The organism is Micromonospora sp. WMMC415, assembly GCF_009707425.1.
Taxonomy (GTDB): domain Bacteria; phylum Actinomycetota; class Actinomycetes; order Mycobacteriales; family Micromonosporaceae; genus Micromonospora.
In genome coordinates, this window is sequence record NZ_CP046104.1 from 1,958,575 (window position 1) to 1,982,904 (window position 24,330).

Below are 24,330 nucleotides of genomic sequence, written 5' to 3' on the forward strand. Positions count from 1 at the left end.
GCGGCGTGTCGTCATTACAGCGGGTGACGTGACACGTCCGCATAGCCTGGTCTCCGTGACCGGACGCGCGTCGACCTCCCGGCCCGGCTGGGCCGGGACCTCGACGTACGCCCGCGGAGTGCTGCTCGGGTGGTGGGCGGTCACGCTCGCCGGGCTGACCGTCGTCGTCGACCATCCGTCCGGGCTGCTCGCCGGCGCGGCGCTCGTGCTGCTCGCCACGCTGCTCGCGGTGCGCATCGTCGCGGTGCCGGCCGCCGGGGCGACCCGCGCGGTGTGCGCACTCCGGGCGCGGGCGCGGGCCCGCCGGGTGCCGCGCCAGGTGGACCCGGACGCGTCCGGCCGACCCCGCCCGCGGGCACCCGGCGTCCTCCCCTCGGCCGCGTAGGCACAGCCCGGCGCGGCCGGCTCCGCCGTCCTCGCGCGCCGTCGGCGCGTACCCGGAATCGCACCCGAGGGGTCCTCCACCATGCACGCCTTCGCACCGCTGTCGGATGTGGTCGGCGCCGCCGGCGCCGTCCTGGCCGGGCTCGCCACCCTGCTCGAACCGCTCACCGGCGGCGCGGCCACCGCCGCCGCCATCGTCGTCTTCACCGTCACCCTCCGCCTGCTGATCACCCCGTTGACCGTCGCGCAGGTGCGCGGGGAGCGGCGCCGCGCGGCGCTCGCCCCCCGCGTCCGGGAGCTCCAGCGGCGGTACGCGGACGACCCGGCCCGGCTCCCGGCCGAGCTGGCCACGCTCTACCGCTCCGCCGGGGCGAGCCCGCTCGCCGGTTGCCTGCCGCTGCTGCTCCAGGCCCCGTTCCTGCTGGTGGCGTACCGGCTGTTCACCACGGACGAGGGCGGCACCGGCCTGCTGGACGAACAGCTCGCCGAGGTGCCGCTCGGGCACCAACTCGGCGACGGGCTCGGCGGCGCGGTGGTGCCGCTGTTCGGCGCTCTGCTGGCCGTCCTGGTCGTGCTGGCCTGGTGGACGTCGCGCCGGATGCGGCGCGCCGCCGTGCCGGCTCCGGCCGGTACGCCGGGCGCGGACGCGCTGGCCCGCCTGCTGCCCCTGCTGCCGTACGCGACCGTGCTGGTCGCGCTCGTGCTGCCGCTGGCCGCGGTGATCTACCTGGCGACCACGACGGCATGGTCGGGGCTCGAACAGGCGGTGCTGCGCCGTCCATCCGCCTCGACGTAGATCGATATTGACATCCGGGTGAACGGCACGTACAACTCCTGAGAGAGCGCTCTCTCGACCCGTCCCGCAGAGAGGCACAGCCATGCACACGCCATCCGGGGCGCCTGCCGCCCTGCCCGCAAGACGCCGGACACGACTGGCGTTGGCCCTGCTCACCGCCGCCACCACCACCGCGTTGGCCGGCCTGACCGTCACCGCGAACGCCGCCGTCCCGCCGCCGCCGTCCGGCTGGAGCCTGGTCTGGAGCGACGACTTCACGGGCGCGGCCGGCACCCTGCCGTCCTCGGCCAACTGGATCATCGACACCGGCACCAGCTACCCCGGCGGCCCGCCCAACTGGGGCACCGGGGAGATCCAGACGTACACCAACAGCACCGCCAACGTCAGCCACGACGGTTCCGGCAACCTGCGGATCACGCCCTTGCGCAACGCGTCCGGCCAGTGGACGTCGGCGCGGATCGAGACCGTCCGCAGCAACTTCAAGGCGCCGTCCGGTGGCGTGCTCGCGATCGAGGGCCGCATCCAGATGCCGAACGTGACCGGCGCGGAGGCGCTCGGCTACTGGCCGGCGTTCTGGGCGCTCGGGTCGCCGTACCGGGGCAACTACCAGAACTGGCCGGGCATCGGTGAGTTCGACGTCATGGAGAACGTCAACGGGATCAACTCGGTCTGGGGAGTGCTGCACTGCGGCGTCGCGCCCGGCGGACCGTGCAACGAGTTCAACGGGCTGGGCGCCTCCCGGGCCTGCCCCGGCAGCACGTGCCAGTCGGCCTTCCACACCTACCGGTTCGAGTGGGACACCTCGGTCAGCCCCCAGCAACTGCGCTGGTACGTCGACGGGCAGCTCTACCACACCGTCACCCAGAGCCAGGTCGGTGAGCCGTACTGGACCCAGATGACGTCGCACGCCGGCTACTTCCTGCTGCTCAACGTGGCGATGGGCGGCGGCTTCCCGAACGGGGTGGCCGGCTTCACCACACCCACCGCATCGACCGTCCCCGGTCGGCCGATGGTCGTCGACTACGTCGCCGTGTACAGCCGAGGCGGCGGCACCACCCCGCCGCCGACCACCCCGCCCCCGACGACGCCGCCGCCGGGCGGGGTCCGTGACGCGTACGCGACGATCCAGGCCGAGTCGTTCAACGCCCAGAACGGCGTGATCGTGGAGGCCTGCTCGGAGGGCGGCCAGAACATCGGCGCGCTGCGCAACGGCGACTGGGTGCGCTTCGACAACGTGGAGTTCGGTGCCACGCCACCGCGGGACTTCGTCGCCCGGGTCGCCTCCGGCGCGGCCGGCGGGGTGAGCGGCCTCGTCGAGGTCCGCCTCGACAGTCCGACCAGCCCGCCGATCGGCAGCTTCGCCCTCGCCAACACCGGGGGCTGGCAGAGCTGGCGCTCGGTGCCCGGCAACGTCGCCGGCCCCACCGGCCGCCGGACGGTCTACCTGACCTTCACCAGCGGCCAGCCGAACGACTTCGTCAACGTCAACTGGTTCACCTTCCGCCGCTGAGCGTGCAAGGAAGGGCCCCTTGTTAACGCCTCGCGTTGTACAGGGGGCCCTTCCAATCACTCGACCCCCACCCCTGGACAGGAACAGTTAACAGTCTTAATAATAAGCGCCAACGTAGACGTCCGTGGATGCCTGTCCGGGTGTGGAGGGTCGCATGAAGCGTTCCAGATCCCTAGTCCTGTCCCTGGTCACCGTGGTGACGGCCGCGCTCGGCGCCGCCTGGGTGGCGATGCCGGCGTACGCCGCCGGCCCGACCGCCACCTTCGTGAAGACATCCGACTGGGGCAGCGGGTGGGAGGGGAAGTACACGATCACCAACAGCGGCACGACCACGATCAACGGCTGGAGCCTCACCTTCGACCTGCCCGCCGGCACGTCGGTCGGCACCTACTGGGACGCGCTGCTCACCTCGTCCGGCCAGCGGTACACGTTCACCAACCGGTCGTGGAACGGCACGGTCGCGCCGGGCGCGTCGGTCTCCTTCGGCTTCCTCGGCAGCGGGCCGGGCTCGCCGACCAACTGCCGGCTCAACGGTGCGGCCTGCGGAGGCGGCACGACCCCCACCACGCCTCCGCCCACCACCCCGCCACCCACCACGCCGCCCCCCACGACCCCGCCCCCGACCACGCCGCCGCCCACCAGCCCGCCGCCGGTCACCGGCCTGCCCAAGCACATCCTCACCGGCTACTGGCACAACTTCGACAACCCGGCGGTGGAACTGCGCCTGCGGGACGTCCCCGCCGAGTACGACGTGGTCGCGGTCGCCTTCGCCGAGGCGACGGCCACCCCCGGCGCGGTCACGTTCGCGGTCGACCCCGGCCTCTCCGCCGCGCTGGGCGGCTACACCGACGCGGACTTCTCAGCCGACGTCCGGACCCTGAAGAGCCGGGGCAAGAAGGTCATCATCTCGGTCGGCGGCGAGACCGGCCGGGTCGCCGTCAACGACGCCGCCTCCGCGGTCGCCTTCAGCGACTCGGTGCACGCGCTGATCCAGCGGTACGGCTTCGACGGCGTGGACATCGACCTGGAGAACGGCCTGAACCCGACGTACATGGCGCAGGCCCTGCGGTCGCTGCGCGCCAAGGTCGGCTCCGGACTCATCATCGCGATGGCACCACAGACCATCGACATGCAGAACCCGGCCACCAGCTACTTCAAGTTGGCGCTGGACATCAAGGACATCCTCACCGTCGTGAACACCCAGTTCTACAACTCCGGCTCGATGCTCGGCTGCGACAACAACGCCGCGTACAGCCAGGGCACGGTGAACTTCATCGTCGCGCTGGCCTGCATCCAGCTGGAGGCGGGGCTACGGCCCGACCAGGTCGGGCTCGGCCTGCCGGCCGGTCCCGGCGCGGCCGGCGGCGGCATCGTCGCGCCCAGCGTGGTCAACGCGGCCCTCGACTGCCTGACCCGGGGCACCAACTGCGGCAGCTTCCGCCCGCCGCGCACCTACCCCGGCCTGCGGGGCGCGATGACCTGGTCGGTCAACTGGGACGTGACCAACGGCAACAACTTCGCCCGTACCGTCGGCCCGCACCTCGACACCCTGCCCTGACCTGACCTGACCCGACCCGCGGCGCCGGGCCGCGTACCCGCTGGGGTGCGCGGCCCGGTCAGCGCCCGGCGCGGACCGACTCGCGGCCGCGCCGGGCGCGCCGGGCACGCCGCCGGCGGACCTTCTTCACCGCCCAGGTGAGGACCATGACGGCGAAGACCGCGAAGATCGCGTAGTTGAACCAGTTGCTGTAGCGGTCGACGTCCTCCCAGCGCGTGCCGAGCGTGTACCCCAGGCCGACGATCAGCGCGTTCCAGACACCGCTGCCCAGCGTGGTGAACGCGACGAACTCGCCCAGCGGCATCCGGTTCGCCCCCGCCGGGATGGAGACCAGGCTGCGGACCACCGGCACCAGGCGACCGAACAGCACCGCCCAGCGGCCGTGCCGCTCGAACCAGCGGTCCGCCCGCTCCAGGTCGTCGAGGTCCACCAGGGGCAGCCGGTCCAGCCACCGCTTCAGCCGGTCCTCGCCGAGACCGGCGCCGAGCCAGTACAGCGCGAGGGCCCCGACCAGCGACCCGACGGTCGCCGCGAGAACGATCAGGACGACGTTGAAACGTCCCTCGCCGGCCAGGTACCCGGCCATCGCGAGGACGATCTCGCTGGGGATGGGCGGGACGATGCTCTCCAGCGCCACCAGCAGCGCCACACCGACCGCGCCCAGCGCGTCGATGACACCGGCCACCCAGCCGGTCAACCCGCCGAACTGCTCCGGGGGGACGTCCTGGGCGAGTGCCATCGCGATCCTTCCGCTGCCGACCGGGGGATCGGAAGGAGGTACCCGGCAGGTCACCACTTACACCCGGACATGTCGTACGCCTCAGTGCAGGGCGGTGTCCGCCGGCCCGCGCCGCCAGCCGGAGAAGCGGACGCGCCGGGAACCGTACCCCCGTCTCGCGTTTGCCGGCTCGCGTCGCCGGAGACATATCCGGGGCATGGGTGACCGCTGGTACTCCGAGGCCGTCGTCTACTGCCTCGACATCGACACGTACGCGGACTCCGACGGCGACGGCGTCGGCGACATCCGGGGGCTGATCGGCCGGCTCGACTACCTGGCCCGGCTGGGCGTGACGTGCCTGTGGCTGCATCCGATCCACCCGTCGCCGAACAAGGACGACGGGTACGACGCCACCGACTTCTACAACGTGGACCCACGCTTCGGCACCCTCGGCGACTTCGCCGAGCTGCTGCACCAGGCGCAGAACCGGGGCATTCGGGTGATCATCGACCTGGTCGTCAACCACACGTCGGACCAGCATCCGTGGTTCGTCTCCGCACGGTCCTCCCCGGACTCGCCCTACCGGGACTGGTACGTGTGGTCGGACCGGGAGCCGGACGACCGTCACCAGGGCATGGTGTTCCCCGGGGAGCAGCACGAGACGTGGACCTACGACCGGACCGCGAAGGCCTGGTACTACCACCGGTTCTACCAGTTCCAGCCCGACCTGAACATGGCCAACCCGGCCGTGCGGGCCGAGGTCAAGAAGATCATGTCGTTCTGGCTCCAGCTCGGCGTCTCGGGTTTCCGGATGGACGCGGTGCCGTTCATCATCGAGCTGACCGAGCCCGGCAACCCGAACTCGCCGAAGGACTTCGAGTTCCTCACCGAGCTGCGCCAGCACGTGCAGTGGCGCCGCGGCGACGCCGTCCTGCTCGCCGAGGCGAACGTCGAACCGGACCAGCTGCCCACGTTCTTCGGCGACAGCGGCGGATCCGCGAACCGGCTGCACATGCTCTTCGACTTCATGCTGAACGGGCGCCTCATGCTCGCCCTCGCGCGGCGGGACCCGGAGCCGGTGATCGAGGCGCTGCGCGACACCCCGGCGCTGCCCGAGGGCGGGCAGTGGGCGACGTTCCTGCGCAACCACGACGAGATCGACTTGTCCCGGCTCACCTCCGAGCAGCGCAACGAGGTGTACGCGCAGTTCGGCCCCGACGAGGACATGCGGATCTACGACCGGGGCATCCGCCGCCGGCTGGCCCCGATGCTCGGCAACGACCGGCGGCGTGTCGAACTGGCGTACTCGCTCCAGTTCTCGCTGCGCGGCACGCCGGTGCTGCGGTACGGCGAGGAGATCGGGATGGGGGAGGATCTCGCCCTGCCCGGTCGGCAGGCCATCCGTACGCCGATGCAGTGGTCGTACCAGCCCAACGCCGGCTTCTCCACGGCGGACCCGGAGAAGCTCGTCCGGCCGGTGATCGACAAGGGTGAGTTCTCCTACGAGAAGGTCAACGTCACCGCCCAGCGGGCCGACCGCACCTCGCTGCTCGCGTGGTTCGAGCGCATGATCCGTACGCTCCGCGAGGCCCCCGAGATCGGGTCCGGCTCGACCACCCACATCGACGTGCCGACTCCGCCGGGAGTGCTGGCGCACCGGGCCGACGGGCCGACCGGCACGATGGTCTTCCTGCACAACCTCGGCACCGAGGACGCCGAGGTCGACCTGAGCCACCTGGCGGCGCAGGCCGACCTGCCGATCGACGTGCTCGGCGACCGCAGCTACGAGCCGGTCGGCAAGCTCGACCGCCTCAAGCTGGCCGGCTACGGCTACCGCTGGATCCGCCTGTGCCGGGGCGGCGGGTTCTAGGCCGGCGGGCTTCGCCGTACCCCTGGGTTAAGCTCCTTCGATCAAGTGAAGTTACCGGGAGGTAGGCATGTCGGAGGAGCAGCGGGTCGCCATCGTGACCGGCGCGGCGCGGGGCATCGGGGCGGCCACCGCCAAGCGCCTGGCGGCCGACGGGCTGGCCGTGGCCGTGGTGGACATCGAGGAGTCCGCGACCAAGGAGACCGTCGACGCGATCGCCGCCGCCGGTGGCCGGGCGCTCGGGGTCGGTGCGGACGTGTCCGACCGCGCCCAGGTGGAGGCGGCCGTGGAGCGGGTCGCCGCCGAACTGGGCGGGCCCACCGTGCTGGTCAACAACGCCGGCGTGCTCCGGGACAACCTGCTGTTCAAGATGACCGACGCCGACTGGGACACGGTGATGGGTGTGCACCTGCGGGGTGCGTTCCTGTTCAGCCAGGCCGCCCAGAAGCACATGGTCGAGCGGAAGTGGGGGCGGATCGTCAACCTCTCCAGCACCTCCGCGCTGGGCAACCGCGGCCAGGCGAACTACTCCGCCGCAAAGGCGGGCCTCCAGGGCTTCACCAAGACCCTCGCCATCGAGCTGGGCCCGTTCGGGGTGACCGTCAACGCGGTCGCCCCCGGCTTCATCGTCACCGACATGACCGCGGCGACCGCCGCCCGGATGAAGGTGGACTTCGAGGCGCTGCAGAAGCACGCCGAGGCGGAGATCCCGGTCCGCCGGGTGGGCCGCCCCGAGGATGTGGCGCACACCATCTCGTTCCTGGCCAGCGAGGGCGCGTCCTTCGTGTCCGGTCAGGTGGTCTACGTCGCGGGCGGCCCGAAGGACTGACGGCCGCCCCCGCCCCGCTCCGCCCCGCGCGCGTCGCGGGGCGGGGGCGGGTCAGGACGGTGCGCGGCGGGTGCGCCAGAGCCAGAGCAGACCGAGCACCGGCAGGACCAGCGGGATGTAGCCGTACCCGCTGCCGAAGCCGGACCAGACCGTCTCGTCGGGGAACAGGTCCGGCCGGGCCAGGCTGAACGCGCCGACACCGACCACACCGACCAGTTCCACCGTGCAGCAGGTCAGGGCGATCCGCCGGCCGGCCGCACCGGCGCGGGCGAGGCCCACCGCGGCCACGATGTAGATGACCGCGGCGAGCGCCGATAGCAGGTACGCGACCGGAGCCTGGTCGAACTTCGTGGCGATCTGGAGGCCGGCGCGGCTGGTCGCGGCGATCGCGAACAAGAGGTAGACGGCGATCAGCAGCCGGCCCGGGCCGGCGTTGGTCCGCGTGCGCTCCGCGGCCGGCGCGTCAGCCACCGAGCACCGCCCAGGTCTGCTGGAGCCGGACCACCACCACCGGGGCGACCAGGCAGACGGCGCAGACGATCGCCGAACCCCAGCGGGTCGGCTCCATCCGGGCCAGCACCCAGGCCAGCGGTGGCAGGCAGACCAGCGTCACCAGGTAGCCCGCGAAGGCCCCCGGCTCGCCCGGCCGCTCGCCCCCGGCGAGGGCGACCAGTGCCACCACGGCCATCACCAGCAGGACCGCCTCCAGCGCGGCCAGACCGATGAACTGCACCCGGTCGGGAGCGCGGTGCCGCAGCGTGGCCACCAGAGCCCACGCCGCGACGAGCAGGCACAGCACGATGGCGGCGGAGGCGAGCAGCCCGTCCACCGGCGATCCGGCCGGTGCGGCGCTGGTCATCGGGTCCACCGGGGGCGCGGTTCGGTCACCGCCACACTCTACTAATCGGCGTAGTAGCGGTGACGTACGGGCGCGGCCCGCGCCGCGACTCCAGCACGGGGCCTCAGGGCCTGGCCTGGGCGCGACTCGTGCCGGGACTCCGACGCAGGCCCTAGCATGATGCGAGGTGCTGCGGCGGGACGACGGCTTGGGGGTTCTCGTGGTGATGCGGTTCGGCTTGTTCGGCACCGGGCACTGGGCGGCGGAGACGCACGGCGCGGGGCTGAACGCACATCCCCGGACCGCGCTCGCCGGCGTCTGGGGGCGGGACCCGGCCAAGGCCGCCGCGCTCGCGCAGCGGTACGGCGTGCCCGCGTTCGACGACGTCGACGCGCTCATCGAGGCGTCCGACGCGGTCGCGGTCGCCCTTCCTCCGGACGTGCAGGCCGACATCGCGGTCCGCGCCGCCACCGCCGGACGGCACCTGCTGCTGGACAAGCCACTCGCCCTGAGCGTCGCCGACGCCGACCGGGTGGTCACCGCGGCGCAGTCCTCCGGCGTCGCCTCCCTGATCTTCTTCACCCAGCGGTACCACCCGAACGTCACCACGTTCCTCGCCGCCACCGCCGCCGAGGAGGGCTGGCAGCACTGCGCCGCCACCTTCTTCGCCTCGATCTACCAGCCCGGCAACCCGTACGAGGGCTCCGCGTGGCGGCGCCAGCACGGCGCTCTCTGGGACGTCGGCCCGCACGCGCTGTCCATCATCCTGCCGGTGCTGGGGCGGGTGACCCGGGTGGCCGCGATGGACGGCCCGCGCGGGCTCGTGCACCTGCTGCTCACCCACGCCGGCGGCGCCACCAGCAGCGTCTCGCTCACCCTGGACGCGCCGGGCGAGGCGGTCACGCGGGATCTGCGCTTCTACGGCGTCAGCGGCATCGAGACCGCCCCGCTCGGCAAGGGCACCGTGGCGGACGCGTACGGGACGGCGATCGACCAGCTGCTGGAGGAGGTCGACTCGGGCACCCGCGACCACCGCTGCGACGTGCGTTTCGGCCGGGAGGTGGTCGCCGTCCTCGAGGCGGCGGAGACCGCCCGGCGCGAGGCCCGCACGGTCGACGTCCCCTGACCGGCGGGAAAGCGGTGGTCGGGGACCGGCGGGCCCGGTTAGGGTCGGCGTCATGTCCGCGTACGCACTGATCGAGGGGGCCGCCGCGCCGGCCGCCTTCGGGCCGCTGCTGGTGGCCCGCCCGCGCGTCCGGCGTCCGGCCCTGGCCGGCGCGCCCCGCGACTGATTCCACCCACGCACCGCGTTCCCACCCCGGCCGAGCACCGGGTGGGCCGCCGCGACCGGTGAACCCCGGGCCCCGCCCGAGGTGACCCGGTCTCCCGTGCGTCGAGACCGTCCCGCGCCGTCGCCCAGGGCCGTCCGTGTCCCGATCCCCCGGACAGGCAACCCTTCGGGCCCGGCCTCGGCGCGCTTCGCGCCGGGACTCAAACCCGCGGCCGCCTGTCCGCCACGTCGCCGTACGGCGACAGACAGGACGACGACCCGTGGCGCCCCGCCGTACCCCAGCAACCGAACGCGACCGGTCCCGTCGCGTACTCTCCCAGAACTTCCTCGCCGACCCGGCCGCGATCGCCCGGCTGGTCCGGGCGGCCCGCCCCGACCCCGACGGCCTGCTGCTGGAGGTGGGCGCCGGACGCGGCCAGCTGACCCGGCCGCTCGCCGCCCGCTGCCGGCACCTGGTCGCCTACGAGGTGGACCCGGCGGCCGGCGCCGAGCTGGCCCGGGTCAGCGCCGCCCTGCCGAACGTGACGCACCGGCAGGCGGACTTCCTCGCCGCCGCGCCGCCCCGGCAGCCGTTCGGGGTGGTCGGCAACATCCCGTGGTCGCTGACGTCCGCCGTGGTGCGCTGGTGCCTGACCGCGCCGGGCCTGCGCGCCGCGACCCTGCTCACCCAGCTCGAATTCGCCCGCCGGCGCAGCGGCGACTACGGGCGGTGGACCCGGCTGACCGTGCTGACCTGGCCGGAGTTCGGCTGGCGGCTCGCCGGGCGGGTGCCCCGGACCGCGTTCCGCCCGGTGCCCCGGGTCGACGCCGGAATCCTCCGGATCGAGCGGCGCGGCGAGCCGTTGCTACCGGTGGTGGACCTGCCCGCGTACCGCCGGATGGTGGAGCTGGGCTTCGACGGCGCCGGCGGATCGCTCGCGGCGTCGCTGGGCCGGCACCACCCGCGGGCCCGCCTGGCGGGGGCCCTGCGCGCCACCCGCCTGGACCCCGCCACGCCGGTCGGGCACGTCTGGCCCGAGCAGTGGCTGGTCCTGTTCCGCCTGCTGCGGACGTAAGGAAGGGCCCCTTGTTAACGCATTCGGTAGTAGAAGGGTCCCTTCCTAACACTCAGGCGAGCGTGTTCAACGCCTCCGCCAGCTCGGCGGGGGAGTCGAAGTCCTCCGCCGGCAGCGCCCGCAGCATCTGGAGCATCTCCGTGCTCACCCCGTTCTCCTGGCCCCACCGGACCAGGTCCGCGCGGGAGATCGGGTAGTCGAGCCCGGCCAGGTACTCCTGCAACTGCACCCCGGTGACGGTCATGGCCGCCGCCTACCCGCTCCGCGCGCCGACACACCGGTTTGCCCGTCGACGCGCCGGGTAGCCGCTCGCCATGCTGGTTCAGCGGCTCGGCGCGCCGAGCGACTTCGACCCGTTGCTGGAGCGCGTCCGGGACGCCCGGATCGTGATGATCGGAGAGGCGACGCACGGCACCTACGACTACTACCGGCTCCGGGAACAGCTCACCCGACGCCTGATCGCCGAGTGCGGGTTCTCGTTCGTGGCCGTGGAGGGGGACTGGCCGGACTGCGACCGCGTGAACCGGGCGGTCACCGCGGCCCCCGGTGGTGTCGCCGAGCCGCAGGCCGCCCTGGAACGGTTCGAGCGGTGGCCCACCTGGATGTGGGCCAACGGCGAGGTGGCGCGTTTCGGCCGCTGGCTGCGCGCCTGGAACGTGGAGCGGCCCGAGTCGGAGCGGGCCGGCTTCCACGGCCTGGACGTCTACAGCCTGTGGGAATCGATGCAGGCCATCTTCGACTACCTGGGCGAGGAGGACCCGGCGTCGCTGGAGGCCGCGCAGGACGCGTACCGCTGCTTCGAGCCGTACGGCAAGCGGGTCGAGGAGTACGGCATGGCCAGCCGGTTCGTCTCGGCGCGGTGCGAGGACGAGGTGGTGCGGCTGCTGGCGCGTACCCGGGAACACGCCGCGGCCGACGGCGCGGACGCCTTCTCGACCTGGCAGAACGCGGAGGTCGTGGCCGGCGCGGAGCGGTACTACCGGGCGATGGTCGCGGGCGGGCCGGAGTCGTGGAACGTCCGGGACATCCACATGGCCGACACCCTCGACCGGCTGCTCGACCACTACGGCCCGGGGTCGCGGGGAATCGTCTGGGCGCACAACACGCACGTCGGGGACGCGCGGGCGACCGACATGGCCGCCGACGGCATGCTGAACATCGGCCAGCTGGGTCGGGAGCGGCACGGCCGGGACGCGGTCGTGCTGGTCGGGTTCGGCAGCTACCGGGGTACGGTGATCGCCGCGCCGCGCTGGGGCTCGCCGGCCGAGGCGATGATCGTGCCGCCGGCCCGGGAGGGGTCGGTCGAGCAGCGGCTGCACGAGTTGATGCCCGAGCGGGCGGTGCTGGTGTTCGGCGGGGACGACCAGCCGGGTTGGGTCACGGGCGTCCTCGACCACCGGGCGATCGGCGTGGTGTACGACCCGTCGTTCGAGTCGTGGGGCAACTACGTCCCGACGCGGCTGGGTTCGCGGTACGACGCGTTCATCTGGTGCGACGATACGACGGCCCTGCACCCGCTTCCCGCCCTGTCGGCCCCCGGCGAGATGGAGACGTACCCGGCGGGCGTCTGAGCGGCGTTAAGTAGGGCCCCTTGTACAACGCCAGGCGTTGACAAGGGGCCCTTCCTTGCGCGTCAGGCGCGGGCGGGTTCCTTGTCGGCGAGGTGGGCGCGCAGGCCCTCGCCCTCGACGTCGACGTTGGGCAGGGCCCGGTCGAGCCAGCGCGGAAGCCACCAGGCCTTGTCGCCGAGCAGCGACATGACCGCCGGCACGATCGTCATCCGGACCACGAACGCGTCGATGGCGACGCCGACCGCGAGCGCGAAGCCCATCGACTTGATGACCGGGTCGTCCATGAAGACGAAGCCGCCGAAGACCGCGATCATGATGAGCGCGGCGGCGGTGACCACCCGCGCGCCGTGCCCCATGCCGTTGATGGTTGCCTGCCGGGCGGTGTCACCGTGGACGAAGTCCTCCCGCATCCGGGAGACCAGGAAGACCTCGTAGTCCATGGCGAGGCCGAACAGGATGCCGATGAGCAGGATCGGCAGGAAGCTGATCAGCGGGCCGGGCGTGTCCAGGCCGACCAGGTCGGCGAGGCGGCCCTGCTGGAACACCGCCACGGTGAGGCCGAACGTCGCGGCGACGGTGAGCAGGAAGCCCAGCGCGGCCTTGACCGGCACCAGCAGCGAGCGGAACACCAGCATCAGCAGCAGCACCGACAGCCCGACCACGAGCAGCAGGTAGATCGGCAGCGCGGCGGAGAGCTTCTCGGAGACGTCGATGCCGATCGCCGTCACGCCGGTGAGCAGCACGTCGGCGCCCTGGATGCCGCCGACCGCGCCCCGGATGTCGTCCACCAGGGTCTCGGTGGCCGGGTCGGTGGGCCCGGTCTTCGGGACCACACCGAGCAGCACGGTCCGGCCGTCCGGGCTGAACTGCGGCGGTGCCACCGCCAGCACGTTCTCGGTGCGCTGGACCAGCGCGGTGACCTGCGGTACCGCCGCCGCCGTGGCCTGCTGGTCGTCGCCGGCGACGACGACCGCCAGCCGGCCGGTGAAGCCCGGTCCGAAGCCCTCGCTGATCAGGTCGTTGGAGACCCGGGCCGGCGACCCGGCCGGTGCGGTGCCGGCGTCGGGGAGGGCCAGCCGCATGTCGGGCGTGGGCAGCGCGAGCACGCCGAGCCCGACCAGGCCGACCAGGATGACGGGCAGCCGGAACCGGGTCACCAGGCGGGCCCACCGGAACCCGAAGGCGGAACGGTCCTCGGTGCCGGCGCCCGCGCCGGTCGCGTCGCCGCCCTCGGCGGTGGCGTCCGCGCCGGCCTGCCCGGCGGCGGCGCGGAGCTTGCGGGGGAGGACCCGCCGGCCGGCGAAGCCGAGCAGCGCCGGCTGGAGCGTGAGGGCGACCAGCACGGCGATGGTGACGGTACCGGCGGCGGCGAGACCCATGACGGTGAGGAACGGGATGTTCACCACCGCCAGGCCGGCCAGCGCGATCACCACGGTGGCGCCGGCGAAGAGCACGGCCGAGCCGGCGGTGCCGACCGCCCGACCGACCGCCTCGTCCCGGGGCAGCCCGTCGAGCAGGTTCTGCCGGTAGCGGGAGGTGATGAAGAGCGAGTAGTCGATGCCGACCGCCAGGCCGAGCATCAGGGCGAGGATCGGTGCGGTGCTGGTGAGCTCCACGACGTCGCTGAGCGCGAACAGGCCGGCCATGCCGACGCCCACCCCGATCAGGGCGTTCAGCATGGTCATCCCCGCCGCAACCAGCGACCCGAACGTGACCACGAGGACGATCGCCGCGATGGCCACGCCGATGGCTTCGGTCGAGCCGACCTCCGGCTCGGTGTTGAGCACCTCGCCGCCGGGGGCCACCTGCCAGCCTCGGGCCTCGGCCGCCGTGCCGACCTTCTCGTACGCGTCCCGCTGCGCGTCGGTCACCTTGTCGGCGCCCTCGGCGAACTGGACCTGGATCAGCGCGTACCGGCCGTCGGGGGAGAGGGCCTGGACCGTGAAGGGGTCCACGGCGCCGACCACGCCGGGCAGCGTCGCGGCCTCCTGGGTCAGCTCCTTGACCACCGCCTGGCCCTGCGGCGTACCGAGCTGGCCGGGCGCGGGCGCCTTGACGGCGATGGTGCCGGTCGCGCCGCTGGCCGCCGGGAACTGCTCGGCGAGCAGGTCCTGGGCGCGCTGCGACTCGGTGCCGGGCATCGTGAAGTTGCTCGCCGTCGGGCCGCGCAGGGTCGCGGCGGCGAGGCCGAGGCCGACGAGTACGACGAGCCAGATCGCGGCGACGAGTCGCCGCCGGCGCATCGAGCCCCGGCCGAGCCGGTAGAGCAGGGTCGCCATGGGTTCGGTGTCCTCCGTCGTGGGTGGATGGGTCAGTCGACGGGCTCGAGCGCCCGCCGGACCAGTGCCAGCAGCGCCGGCCGAAGCTCCTCGTCGGGCACGTCGACGAACTCCCCGCACGTCTCGGCGATGCCGGCGAGCACCACCAGCGCGGCGATCCGTGCGGACGGGCGGTCGGAGTGTCCGGCGCACGCGCCGATGAGCCGTTCGGAGATGGCCTGGATGTGCGCGAAGGCGGGTTGCTGAAGCAGTTCGGGGAACTCGCCGCGCAGCAGCGCGATCTCCCGCCGGAACCGGACCGCCAGGTCGACGAAGCCTTCCGCCGCGACGCACTGCGCGTCGGCCGGCCCGGCGGCGGCGACGATGCGGTCGTCCAGGGCCTGCAGGACCGCGATCGCCGGGGCCATCAGCGCGGTGAGGATGGCGTCCTTGTTGGCGAAGTGGTAGAGCACCGCCGCCTTGGAACAGCCCACGTCACGGGCGATGTCCTGCAACGACGTGCCCCGGTAGCCGGTCGCCGCGAAGCGCCGCGCCGCGGCCGCGAGGATCTCGTCCCGCGTCTCCGGTACCACCCGTGCCATGCCGGTCCCCCCTCCGGACACCAGCATGCCTGACCGATCGGTCAGGTGCTGACCGATCGGTCAGACCGGTTCGGTGGCGTTCGCCACACGGCCGTGTTCACGGTCGTACGCGGCGCGGGCGGCGGCGATCGCGCCGCGGTGCCGGTCGGCCCAGTCGGTCAGGGCCACCAGCGACTCGTACAGCTCCAGGGCGATCGGGGTGGCGGTGTACTCGACCTTCGGCGGGACGGTCGGGTACACCGTCCGCCGCAGCAGGCCGTCCCGCTCCAGGTTGCGCAGGGTCAGCGTGAGCATGCGCCGGCTGATCCCCTCGACGCAGCGCTCCAGCTCGGTGAAGCGGACCGGGCCGCGGGAGGCGGCGACCAGGATGCCGATGCTCCACTTGCCGCCCACGCGGTCGAGCACCTCGCGGACCGTGCAGGCCTTCGCCTGGCCGGGTGCGAAGGGGCCGGCCGTGCCGTCACACCCGCTCATGGACACATCGCTGTTCCCCTGGGACATGAAAGTGCCTCCTTACGCTCGGCCTCATGGTCACAGAGCATGGTCTCGGTAACAAATCATGCACCTAGGAGGGTTCTCCCATGCCGACCCGTACCGCGCCGTCCCGCCGGCTGGCGCTGCTGGTGTTGTGCACCGCCAGCCTCATGGTCATTCTCGACGGCAGCGTCGTCGCGGTCGCGCTTCCCGCGATCCAGCGGGACCTCGGCTTCTCCGCCGCCGGCCTCGCCTGGGTGGTCAACGCCTACCTCGTCGCGTTCGGCGGGCTGCTCCTGCTCGCCGGGCGCCTCGGCGACCTGCTCGGGCGCCGGCGGGTGTTCCTGGCCGGCGTCGCCCTGTTCACCCTGGCCTCGCTGCTGTGCGCCGTGGCGACCACGCCGGGCGTCCTGGTCTCCGCCCGCTTCCTCCAGGGCGCCGGCGGCGCGTCGGCCACCGCCGTCAGCCTCGGCATGATCGTGCGGCTCTACCCCGAGCCCGCCGGCCGAACCCGGGCCATCGCCGTCTTCAGCTTCACCGGCGCCGCCGGCGCGTCGATCGGGATGCTGGCCGGTGGAGTGCTCACCGGAATCGCCGGCTGGCCGGCCATCTTCCTGGTCAACGTACCGATCGGGCTGGCGGTGCTGCTCGCCGCCCTCCGCGGGGTCGCCCCCGACCGGGGCGCCGGCCTGCGTGCCGGTCTGGACGTCCCCGGCGCGGCGCTGGCGACGTCCGGGCTGATGGTGACCGTGCTGGCCATCGTCGGTGTCGGGGAGCACGGCTGGACTTCCGTACGCACCGCCGGCGCCGCCCTGCTCGCCACCGTGCTGCTCGCCGCGTTCGTCCGTCGGCAGCAGGTCGCCGCGACCCCGCTGCTGCCGCTCCGGGTGCTGCGTACCCCGGATCTGGTCGCCGCCAACGTCGTGCAGTTCCTCGCGGTCGCCGCCCTCTTCGGGTTCCAGTTCCTGCTCGCGCTGGCGCTCCAACTGGTGCTCGGCCTCGACGCGACCGCCGCCGGGCTCGCCTTTCTGCCCACCCCGGTGGCGATCGCGGTGGTCTCCCTCGGCCTCGCCGGCCGGCTGGCCGCGCGGTACGGCGCCCGGCCGGTGCTGGTCACCGGGCTCGGCCTCGCCGTGGTCGGCTTCCTGCTCCTCGCCCGGCTCCCGGCCGACGGCAGCTACCCGGTCGACGTGCTGCCGGCCGTGCTGGTGTTCGGGATCGCCGGCGGGCTGATCCTGCCGGCCGTCACCACCCTGGCGATGGCGGGTGCCGATCCGGCCGACGCCGGCCTGGCGTCCGGACTGGTCAACACGACCCAGCAGGTCGGCGGGGCGCTCGGCCTGGCCGTCCTGGCCACCCTGGCCGCGAGCCGCACCGATGCGGTCCGCGAGGCCGGCCGAACCGCGACCGACGCCCTCGCCGCCGGGTACCGGGCCGCCTTCGCCGTGGCCGCCGCCCTGGTCGCCGCCGCCCTGCTGGTCGCCCTGGCCGCGCTGGGCCGGCGCCGGCCGGTGGCCACCCCGGCTGTCGCCGGCACCCCGGCCGAGCCGGTCCGCCGCACGGCGGCGTGACGGGCGGGGGAGCCGGGATGGGCCGGCGGCGTCCCCTTCGCCGTGTCCGGTTGACCATCCGCGCGCCGGCCGGCAGGGTGATCGGATGGGCGGGGCCGAGGAGACCCGGGACGGGGTCACGCTGACCAACCTGGATCAGCCGCTGTTCGACGGTGCCGGTGCGACCAAGCGGGACCTGGTCGACTACCTCGACGCGGTGAGCGAGCGGATCGTGCCCCACCTGCGGGACCGGCCGCTGTCGGTGGTGCGGGTGCGCCCCGGTCAACCGCCGTTCATGCAGAAGAACCTGCCGAGGTACACGCCGGACTGGGTCCGCCGCACCGGCGTGTGGGCCGAGGCCTCGCACCGGGAGGTCTCGTACGCCCTCTGCGACGACCGGCGCACCCTGCTCTGGTTCGCCAACCAGCGCGCGGTGGAGTACCACCCGACCCTCGCCACGGTCGCCGACCTGCACCGCCCGACCCACCTGGTGCTCGACCTCGACCCGCCGGAGGGCGCGCCGTTCGGCACGGCGGTGGCCGCCGCCCTGCTGGTCCGCCGGGCGCTCGCCGACGCGGGTCTCGCCGGCGCGGTGAAGACCAGCGGGGCGAAGGGGGTGCACGTGTTCGTCCCGGTCGGGGGCGACGCCACGGCCGAGGACATGGCCGCCGCCACGCGGGCGCTCGCCTCCCGCGCCGCCCGCCTCGACCCGGACCTCGCGACGACCGCCTTCATCCGGGAGGACCGGGGCGGGAAGGTCTTCATCGACTCCACCCGGGCGGGCGGCGCGACGGTGGTCGCCGCGTACAGCCCCCGGCTGCGGCCCGGGGTGCCGGTCTCGTTCCCGGTCTCCTGGGACGACCTGCCGTCGGTCACGCCGGCCGACTTCACCATCGGGACGGCGCCCGCGCTGCTGGCCGGGCAGGACCCGTGGGCGGACGCGATGCCCGCGCCGCAGAAGCTCCCGGACGACCTGGTCGCCGAGGGCCACACGATCCCCGTCGCCCGCGTCCAGGCCATGCACGAGGGGAAGCGCCGGGCCCGCGCCCGCCGCGCCGCCGACTGAGGTACGCGGACAGCCTCGCCCGGTCGTCGTACGGCCCCGGGCATGGAAAAACCCGGGCGGTGGCCCGGGCTTCTCGGTCTCTCTGGTGCCCCCGGCAGGATTCGAACCTGCGCCCCCGCCTCCGGAGGGCGGTGCTCTATCCCCTGAGCTACGGGGGCTCAGCGACTGGAGAAGACTAGCAAACGCCGCCCGCGATCGCCGAATCGGTATCCGGCAGATCGGCTCCGTGTCGCCGCGCCCTGCCCGCCGTTCGGACCTCGCACTCCGGTCGATCACGGCGGTCCGGCCGCGGGGAGGGCCGGAACGTCGTGCCGAACCGCCTCGGGGCGTGGGGCAGCACACCCGACCCGGCCCCTTTGCTCTGCTTCAACCCACGCACCGGTCCGGGGCCGATTCCGGTGCGCCGGTTGAAGCAGAGCAAAGGGAGGACGGCGCGTACTCGCCGGGTGGCTCAGGCGGCGACGGCCCGGCCGCAGCTGGGCAGCGGGTGCAGCACGATCCGGCGGGGCAGTCGGCGGGGCCACTCGTTGCGCGGCCAGGAGCCGTCCACGATCAGGTGCACGGTGCGCTGCTCCGCACCGCTCAGCCGGAGCACGAAGTCCCGGGGCAGCGGTGGGTCGACCGACGGCGTGGTGATCATGAAGCGGACGCGGCCTCGGGACGAGACGGCGGAGATCACGTCGGCGGCCGGCATCGTCCCCCGCAGCCGGACCCGCCCGAGCCAGTACACCTCCGCCAGGTGCTCCTGGGCGGCGCGGGTGATGGCCGGGTACTCGGTGCGTACCCACCGCTCGACCGCGCCCACGCAGAGCCCGCAGGCGCGCTCGCGGGGCTCTCGCGGACCCAACCCCCAGGCCCGCAGGTACGCCCCGACCGCCCCCGCGTCCATCGGCAGCTCGAACCGGCTCTGGATGAGGGTGTGCAGGCTCTGTCGCGTCCAGAGCTCCTCGTCCAGGCCAAACGCGTCGGGGTAGCTGCCCCGCAGCGTGTCGATCAGTTCGAGTTCCTGTTCGCGGCTGAGCATTCCCGGCTCGCCCTGCCGCTGTCCGCGACGGACGGCCGCCACCGCCCCGTCACCGCCGATGGTGTGGCGCCGGCACCAGCTGGTGACCGAACGCCGCGCGTCTCTCAGTGCAACCCCCACGTCCTGCGCAACGAGCCCGAATCGCAACTGGTCACGATATGTGTGGAGAAACTTCTCTTAGCGATGGATTCGGTCGAGTGACCCACAGCGCCCGAAACGGGCAAGTCGACCGCGTTCTGGCGCACCATGTCCCCCCGACGCAGAAGGCCCGCACCACCAGACGGGCGGTGCGGGCCTCTCCACGGCGCCGGAGCGGACTCAGCCCTGGATGCGCTTCAGCGCGTTCTGGAGGTTGGTCAGCTCGGTCTGCTGCGTGTTCTTCATGGTCTGCGCGGCCTGGACCACGTCCGGCTCGTCGCTGGCGTCGAGCAGGGCGTCGACCATGTGGATGCCGCCGAGGTGGTGCGTGATCATCAGCTCCAGGAAGAGGACGTCCAACTCCTTGCCCTGCGCCTCGCGCAGCTGTGCCATCTGCTCCGGGGTCGCCATCCCGGGCATCAGCCCGTTACGGACCATCTCGGTCCCGTCCGGCATCCACGCCATCCGGGGCTGGGAGCCGGTCGGGTCCAGCCCCCAGGACCGCAGCCACGTCTGCATGGTGCCGATGTCGCCCTGCTGGGCGAGGGCGATGTCGCCGCCGATCGTCCGGACCTCCTGGTCCGTGCCGCGCTGGAACGCGATCAGCCCCATCTCGACCGCCTGGGCGTGGTGGGTGGTCATGTCCCGCGCGAAGCCCGCCTCGACCGAGGCGTCCCCCGGCCGGGTGACGCGGGGGGTTAGCAGCCCCCCCGCGTACCCGAGCAGGAGACCGACCACGACGGCGAGCGCCACCGCGAGGGTGCCGAACCGGCGGGCGGACACCCGGTCACCGTCCCCGGTGGCCGTGGTCTCGCCGCTGTCGCTGTCGAGGGTCGTGGGCGCGGTCATGGCAGTCCTTACTGCTGCTGCAACTGACGGGGAGTGGTGCCGGTGGCGGTGACGCCCTGGTTGCAGAGGGCGGTCGGACCCTCGATCGAGGCGTTCACCTTCAGGGTCTTGATGAACTCGTCGATCCGGCCGTCGTCGGCGTTGTCGACCTTGAGCTGGTAGCCCCACGCCTGCAGCGAGATCGGCTTGTCGAGGCCCTCGTACGGGCTCATGAACAGCTTCTCGTTGCCGCGCACCTTCTCGGCGAGCTTCTCGACCTGGTCCGCCGGCAGGTTCGGCTGGTAGGTGATCCAGACCGCGCCGTGCTCCAGGCTGTGCACCGCGTGCTCGTTGGCGATCGGGGCGTCGTAGACGTCGCCCATGCAGTTCTGCCAGGCGTCGTTGTGCGGGCCGGCGACCGGGGGCAGCACCGGGTACGTGATCGAGCCCTGCTGGTGGTTGCCGCCCTTGACCAGGTCCGGGTCCTTCTCGCGGAAGTTGACGATGCCGTCGATCGCGTTCGCCCGGTCGTCCCACGGCTTCGAACCCTGGAAGGTCGCCCACGCGCCGTAGCCGATGATCGCCACGGCGAGCACGCCGACGGCGACGAACAGCGCGATCGGGCCCCAGCTGCGGCCCTGGCTGACCTTCACCGGGGCGATCGGCTTGCGGGGGCCCTTGCCGCCCGCGCGCGGGGTACCCGCCGGCTTGCCGGACCCGGCCTTACCGGCTGCCGGCTTGCCCGCGCCCGGCCTCTTGCCGGTGCTGACCACGGTCGGACGGCGCTCCGGGCCGCCCGGGGTGCTGATGCTCATCGTGCCTCGTCAGGTCGGTCGGTCAGGGGATCTGGCGGGCCGGGTTCACATGCTGGGTCGCCGCCGCGGGGACCGAGTCTACCCCCGATAACATGGTTCGGTGACTCCCGCAGAACTCGCCGAGGTCGTCCTCACCGCAGCCCACGCCGTCTTCACCGAGCGGGGCCTGGACCGCTCCGCCCTGCCGGAGCGGACGGCGGTGGAGCGACCCCGAAACCCCGAGCACGGCGACTACGCCTCGACGCTGGCGCTCCAGCTCAGCAAGAAGGTGGGCGTGCCGCCGCGGGAGCTGGCCGCCGGCCTGGCCGAGCAGCTCGGCCGGGCCCCGGGGGTCAAGTCGGTGGAGATCGCCGGCCCGGGCTTCCTCAACATCCGTCTCGACGCGGCCGCCGCGGGCCAGCTCGCCCGCGCGATCGTCGAGGCGGGCGCGGAGTACGGCCGGAGCGACCGGCTCGCCGGGCAGAAGATCAACCTGGAGTTCGTGTCGGCGAACCCGACCGGCCCGGTGCACATCGGCGGGGTCCGCTGGGCGGCCGTGGGTGACGCGCTGAGCCGGCTGCTGCGCGCGACCGGCGCCGACGTCGGCACGGAGTACTACTTCAACGACGCCGGCTCGCAGATCGACCGCTTCGCCCGGTCACTGCTCGCCGCCGCCAAGGGCGAGCCCGCCCCCGAGGACGGCTACGCCGGGGCGTACATCGCGGAGATCGCGGAGCAGGTGAAGGCCCGGCGGCCGGAGGTGCTGACGCTCGACGACGCCGCCGCCCAGGAGGTGTTCCGGGTCGAGGGCGTCGAGCTGATGTTCGCCGAGATCAAGTCCTCGCTGCGCGACTTCGGCGTGGAGTTCGACACCTACTTCAACGAGAAGGACCTGCACGACCGGGGTGAGCTGGACCACGCGCTCAACCGGCTGCGGGAGCAGGGCAACACGTACGAGGCCGACGGCGCCGTCTGGCTGCGCACCACCGACTTCGGCGACGACAAGGACCGGGTGCTGCGCAAGTCCAACGGCGAGTGGACGTACTTCGCCGCCGACTGCGCGTACTACCTGGACAAGCGGGAGCGGGGCTTCGAGCGGGTCGTGATCATGCTCGGCGCCGACCACCACGGCTACCTCGGCCGGATGAAGGCGATGTCCGCCTGCTTCGGCGACGACCCGGCCCGCAACCTGGAGATCCTCATCGGCCAGCTGGTCAACCTGGTGCGCGACGGCGTGCCGGTGCGGATGAGCAAGCGGTTCGGCACCGTCGTCACCCTGGAGGACCTGGTCGAGGCGATCGGCGTGGACGCCTCCCGGTACGCGCTGGCGCGCTACTCCAGCGACTCGCCCATCGACATCGACATCGAGCTGTGGACGCGGGCCACCCGCGACAACCCGGTCTACTACGTGCAGTACGTCGCGGCCCGTACGGCGAGTGTCGGGCGCAACGCCGCGGAGGTCGGCCTGACCCGGGGCGACGCGGCGGCCTTCCGACCCGAGCTGCTCGACCACGAGAAGGAGAACGAGCTGCTCAAGGCGCTCGCCGAGTTCCCCGCGGTGGTGGCGGCCGCCGCCGAGCTGCGCGAGCCGCACCGGGTGGCGAGGTACCTGGAGGACCTGGCCGGGGCGTACCACCGGTTCTACGACAACTGCCGGATCCTGCCGCGCGGCGACGAGGAGGTCACCGACCTGCACCGCGCCCGGCTCTGGCTGAACGACGCGACCCGCGTGGTCATCGCCAACGGCCTGCACCTGCTCGGCGTCTCCGCCCCGGAGAGGATGTAACCCATGCGCGCTCACGAGGCCGGTGCCCTGCACGGGGACATCGGCAGCCGGGGGCCGGCCTGGCTGCGTACGCCGGTCGACGTCAACGCCCTGGTGCCGGCGCTGTGGCCGCGCAACGTCGCGCGCGGGGCCGACGGCGCGCTGGCGGTCGCGGGCCTCCCGGTCCGCGACGTCGCGGCCGAGTTCGGCACCCCGGTGTACGTGCTGGACGAGGACGACCTGCGCGGCCGCTGCCGTGACTTCCGCGCCGCGTTCCCCACCGAGGACGTCTACTACGCCGGCAAGGCGTTCCTCTGCCGCGCGGTGGTCCGGATGATCGCCGAGGAGGGCCTGTACCTCGACGTCTGCACCGGTGGGGAGCTGGCCACCGCGCTCTCGGCCGGGATGCCGCCGGAGCGGATCGGCTTCCACGGCAACAACAAGTCGGTCGGGGAGCTGAGCCGGGCGCTGGACGCCGGGGTGGGCCGCATCATCGTCGACTCGTTCCAGGAGATCGACCGGCTGACGGCGCTGGCGCGGGAGCGGGGCGTCCGGCCGAGGGTGCTGGTCCGGGTGACCGTCGGCGTCGAGGCGCACACCCACGAGTTCATCGCCACCGCCCACGAGGACCAGAAGTTCGGCTTCTCGCTGGCCGGCGGCGCGGCGATCGCCGCCGCGCTGCGCATCCTCGACGAGGACGTGCTGGAGCTGCGTGGCCTGCACTCGCACATCGGGTCGCAGATTTTCGACGCGAGCGGCTTCGAGGTCTCCGCCCGCCGGGTGCTCGCGCTGCAGGCGCAGATCCGGGACGCGCGCGGCGTGGAACTGCCCGAGCTGGACCTGGGCGGCGGTTTCGGCATCGCGTACACGACCCAGGACGACCCGGCGACGCCGGCCGACCTGGCGAAGCGGCTGCGCAAGATCGTCGACTCGGAGTGCGCCGCCGAGCGGCTGGCCGTGCCGCACCTGTCCATCGAGCCGGGCCGGGCGATCGTCGGGCCGGCCGTGTTCACCCTGTACGAGGTGGGCACCGTCAAGGACGTCGACGGGATCCGGACGTACGTGAGCGTCGACGGGGGCATGAGCGACAACATCCGCACCGCGCTGTACGACGCGTCGTACTCGGCGACCCTGGCCTCCCGGGCGAGCGCTGCCGAGCCGATGCTTGCCCGCGTGGTGGGAAAGCATTGTGAGTCCGGGGACATCGTGGTGAAGGATGAATTCCTGCCCGCCGACGTGCAGCCCGGAGATCTTGTCGCGGTGCCGGGCACGGGTGCGTACTGCCGGAGCATGGCCAGCAACTACAACCACGTGCCGCGCCCGCCGGTCGTCGCGGTGCGGGACGGCCAGGCGCGCCTGATCGTCCGGCGGGAGACCGAAGAGGACCTGCTCGCTTTGGATGTGGGATGACGTC

General features: G+C 73.0%; 22 protein-coding genes, 1 tRNA gene and 1 pseudogene. 13 read left to right on the forward strand and 11 right to left on the reverse strand.

All coding sequences use genetic code 11. The features are described 5' to 3' along the window. Nucleotides 1–55 precede the first annotated feature (55 nt). From GKC29_RS09570 to GKC29_RS09585, 4 genes are all read left to right on the forward strand, one after another. Nucleotides 56–385 (forward strand): DUF6412 domain-containing protein, encoded by a 330-nt coding sequence (locus GKC29_RS09570; RefSeq protein WP_230688975.1) that lies wholly within the window; start codon nucleotides 56–58, stop codon nucleotides 383–385. Between the two features lie 81 nt (nucleotides 386–466). Next, complete coding sequence (locus tag GKC29_RS09575) at nucleotides 467–1,180, forward strand: membrane protein insertase YidC (protein ID WP_155330484.1); 714 nt, start codon at nucleotides 467–469, stop codon at nucleotides 1,178–1,180. 82 nt (nucleotides 1,181–1,262) lie between these two features. Next, the gene (locus GKC29_RS09580; RefSeq protein WP_155330485.1) at nucleotides 1,263–2,690 is read left to right on the forward strand and encodes a carbohydrate-binding protein; all 1,428 of its coding nucleotides are present in this window, start codon (nucleotides 1,263–1,265) and stop codon (nucleotides 2,688–2,690) included. A gap of 154 nt (nucleotides 2,691–2,844) precedes the next feature. Further along, entirely contained in the window at nucleotides 2,845–4,248 is a 1,404-nt protein-coding gene (locus tag GKC29_RS09585; protein WP_155330486.1) for a chitinase, read from the forward strand. Between the two features lie 58 nt (nucleotides 4,249–4,306). On the opposite strand, the gene GKC29_RS09590 is transcribed toward GKC29_RS09585, so the two are convergent. Continuing rightward, nucleotides 4,307–4,987, reverse strand: coding sequence for a DedA family protein (locus GKC29_RS09590; protein WP_155330487.1), 681 nt, complete (start codon nucleotides 4,985–4,987; stop codon nucleotides 4,307–4,309). Between the two features lie 196 nt (nucleotides 4,988–5,183). Between GKC29_RS09590 and GKC29_RS09595 the strand changes: the two genes are divergently transcribed. Beyond that, nucleotides 5,184–6,836: an alpha-amylase family protein gene (locus GKC29_RS09595; RefSeq protein WP_155330488.1), complete on the forward strand. Its 1,653-nt coding sequence runs from the start codon at nucleotides 5,184–5,186 to the stop codon at nucleotides 6,834–6,836. 67 nt (nucleotides 6,837–6,903) lie between these two features. Then, a complete protein-coding gene (gene fabG / locus GKC29_RS09600; RefSeq protein ID WP_155330489.1) occupies nucleotides 6,904–7,662 on the forward strand; it encodes a 3-oxoacyl-ACP reductase FabG in 759 nt (252 codons plus the stop codon). Here the strand turns inward: fabG and GKC29_RS09605 are convergent. Both GKC29_RS09605 and GKC29_RS09610 read right to left on the reverse strand, forming a co-directional pair. Then, nucleotides 7,635–8,133, reverse strand: a pseudogene (locus GKC29_RS09605) (hypothetical protein). The gene fabG and the pseudogene GKC29_RS09605 overlap by 28 nt on opposite strands. Then, nucleotides 8,126–8,521, reverse strand: coding sequence for a hypothetical protein (locus GKC29_RS09610; RefSeq protein ID WP_155330491.1), 396 nt, complete (start codon nucleotides 8,519–8,521; stop codon nucleotides 8,126–8,128). Before GKC29_RS09610 ends, GKC29_RS09605 begins: the two are co-directional and overlap by 8 nt. A gap of 202 nt (nucleotides 8,522–8,723) precedes the next feature. Between GKC29_RS09610 and GKC29_RS09615 the strand changes: the two genes are divergently transcribed. Further along, nucleotides 8,724–9,626 carry a Gfo/Idh/MocA family protein gene (locus GKC29_RS09615; protein WP_196255902.1) on the forward strand — a complete coding sequence of 301 codons (903 nt, stop codon included), beginning with the start codon at nucleotides 8,724–8,726 and terminating at the stop codon, nucleotides 9,624–9,626. Nucleotides 9,627–10,051: 425 nt separating this feature from the next. Then, entirely contained in the window at nucleotides 10,052–10,846 is a 795-nt protein-coding gene (gene erm / locus GKC29_RS09620; protein ID WP_155330492.1) for an ErmE/ErmH/ErmO/ErmR family 23S rRNA (adenine(2058)-N(6))-methyltransferase, read from the forward strand. A gap of 52 nt (nucleotides 10,847–10,898) precedes the next feature. Here erm and GKC29_RS09625 read toward each other — a convergent pair whose 3' ends face one another. Beyond that, entirely contained in the window at nucleotides 10,899–11,090 is a 192-nt protein-coding gene (locus GKC29_RS09625; protein WP_155330493.1) for a DUF2795 domain-containing protein, read from the reverse strand. A 70-nt stretch (nucleotides 11,091–11,160) separates the two neighbouring features. On the opposite strand from GKC29_RS09625, the gene GKC29_RS09630 reads away from it, so the two are divergent. Then, nucleotides 11,161–12,417 (forward strand): erythromycin esterase family protein, encoded by a 1,257-nt coding sequence (locus tag GKC29_RS09630; protein WP_155330494.1) that lies wholly within the window; start codon nucleotides 11,161–11,163, stop codon nucleotides 12,415–12,417. A gap of 62 nt (nucleotides 12,418–12,479) precedes the next feature. On the opposite strand, the gene GKC29_RS09635 is transcribed toward GKC29_RS09630, so the two are convergent. From GKC29_RS09635 to GKC29_RS09645, 3 genes are read right to left on the reverse strand one after another with little or no spacing between them, the layout of a single operon-like run. After that, a complete protein-coding gene (locus tag GKC29_RS09635; RefSeq protein ID WP_155330495.1) occupies nucleotides 12,480–14,696 on the reverse strand; it encodes an MMPL family transporter in 2,217 nt (738 codons plus the stop codon). 32 nt (nucleotides 14,697–14,728) lie between these two features. Next, nucleotides 14,729–15,277 (reverse strand): TetR/AcrR family transcriptional regulator, encoded by a 549-nt coding sequence (locus GKC29_RS09640; RefSeq protein ID WP_155330496.1) that lies wholly within the window; start codon nucleotides 15,275–15,277, stop codon nucleotides 14,729–14,731. 60 nt (nucleotides 15,278–15,337) lie between these two features. Next, the gene (locus GKC29_RS09645; protein WP_370463324.1) at nucleotides 15,338–15,778 is read right to left on the reverse strand and encodes a winged helix-turn-helix transcriptional regulator; all 441 of its coding nucleotides are present in this window, start codon (nucleotides 15,776–15,778) and stop codon (nucleotides 15,338–15,340) included. An 80-nt stretch (nucleotides 15,779–15,858) separates the two neighbouring features. On the opposite strand from GKC29_RS09645, the gene GKC29_RS09650 reads away from it, so the two are divergent. Both GKC29_RS09650 and ligD read left to right on the forward strand, forming a co-directional pair. Further along, nucleotides 15,859–17,322 (forward strand): MFS transporter, encoded by a 1,464-nt coding sequence (locus tag GKC29_RS09650; RefSeq protein ID WP_155330497.1) that lies wholly within the window; start codon nucleotides 15,859–15,861, stop codon nucleotides 17,320–17,322. Nucleotides 17,323–17,407: 85 nt separating this feature from the next. Then, nucleotides 17,408–18,367 carry a non-homologous end-joining DNA ligase gene (gene ligD, locus GKC29_RS09655; RefSeq protein ID WP_155330498.1) on the forward strand — a complete coding sequence of 320 codons (960 nt, stop codon included), beginning with the start codon at nucleotides 17,408–17,410 and terminating at the stop codon, nucleotides 18,365–18,367. An 83-nt stretch (nucleotides 18,368–18,450) separates the two neighbouring features. Here the strand turns inward: ligD and GKC29_RS09660 are convergent. From GKC29_RS09660 to GKC29_RS09675, 4 genes are all read right to left on the reverse strand, one after another. Then, a tRNA-Arg gene (locus GKC29_RS09660) sits at nucleotides 18,451–18,525 on the reverse strand. A gap of 293 nt (nucleotides 18,526–18,818) precedes the next feature. Then, nucleotides 18,819–19,511, reverse strand: a complete 693-nt coding sequence (locus GKC29_RS09665) for a winged helix-turn-helix domain-containing protein (RefSeq protein WP_155334057.1) — start codon at nucleotides 19,509–19,511, stop codon at nucleotides 18,819–18,821. Between the two features lie 198 nt (nucleotides 19,512–19,709). Further along, nucleotides 19,710–20,378: a DUF305 domain-containing protein gene (locus GKC29_RS09670; protein WP_155330499.1), complete on the reverse strand. Its 669-nt coding sequence runs from the start codon at nucleotides 20,376–20,378 to the stop codon at nucleotides 19,710–19,712. Nucleotides 20,379–20,386: 8 nt separating this feature from the next. Continuing rightward, a complete protein-coding gene (locus tag GKC29_RS09675) occupies nucleotides 20,387–21,172 on the reverse strand; it encodes a DUF3105 domain-containing protein (protein WP_155330500.1) in 786 nt (261 codons plus the stop codon). Between the two features lie 100 nt (nucleotides 21,173–21,272). Between GKC29_RS09675 and argS the strand changes: the two genes are divergently transcribed. Continuing rightward, nucleotides 21,273–22,937, forward strand: coding sequence for an arginine--tRNA ligase (gene argS / locus GKC29_RS09680; RefSeq protein ID WP_155330501.1), 1,665 nt, complete (start codon nucleotides 21,273–21,275; stop codon nucleotides 22,935–22,937). Nucleotides 22,938–22,940: 3 nt separating this feature from the next. After that, nucleotides 22,941–24,326: a diaminopimelate decarboxylase gene (gene lysA / locus GKC29_RS09685; protein WP_155330502.1), complete on the forward strand. Its 1,386-nt coding sequence runs from the start codon at nucleotides 22,941–22,943 to the stop codon at nucleotides 24,324–24,326. Nucleotides 24,327–24,330: the final 4 nt, after the last annotated feature.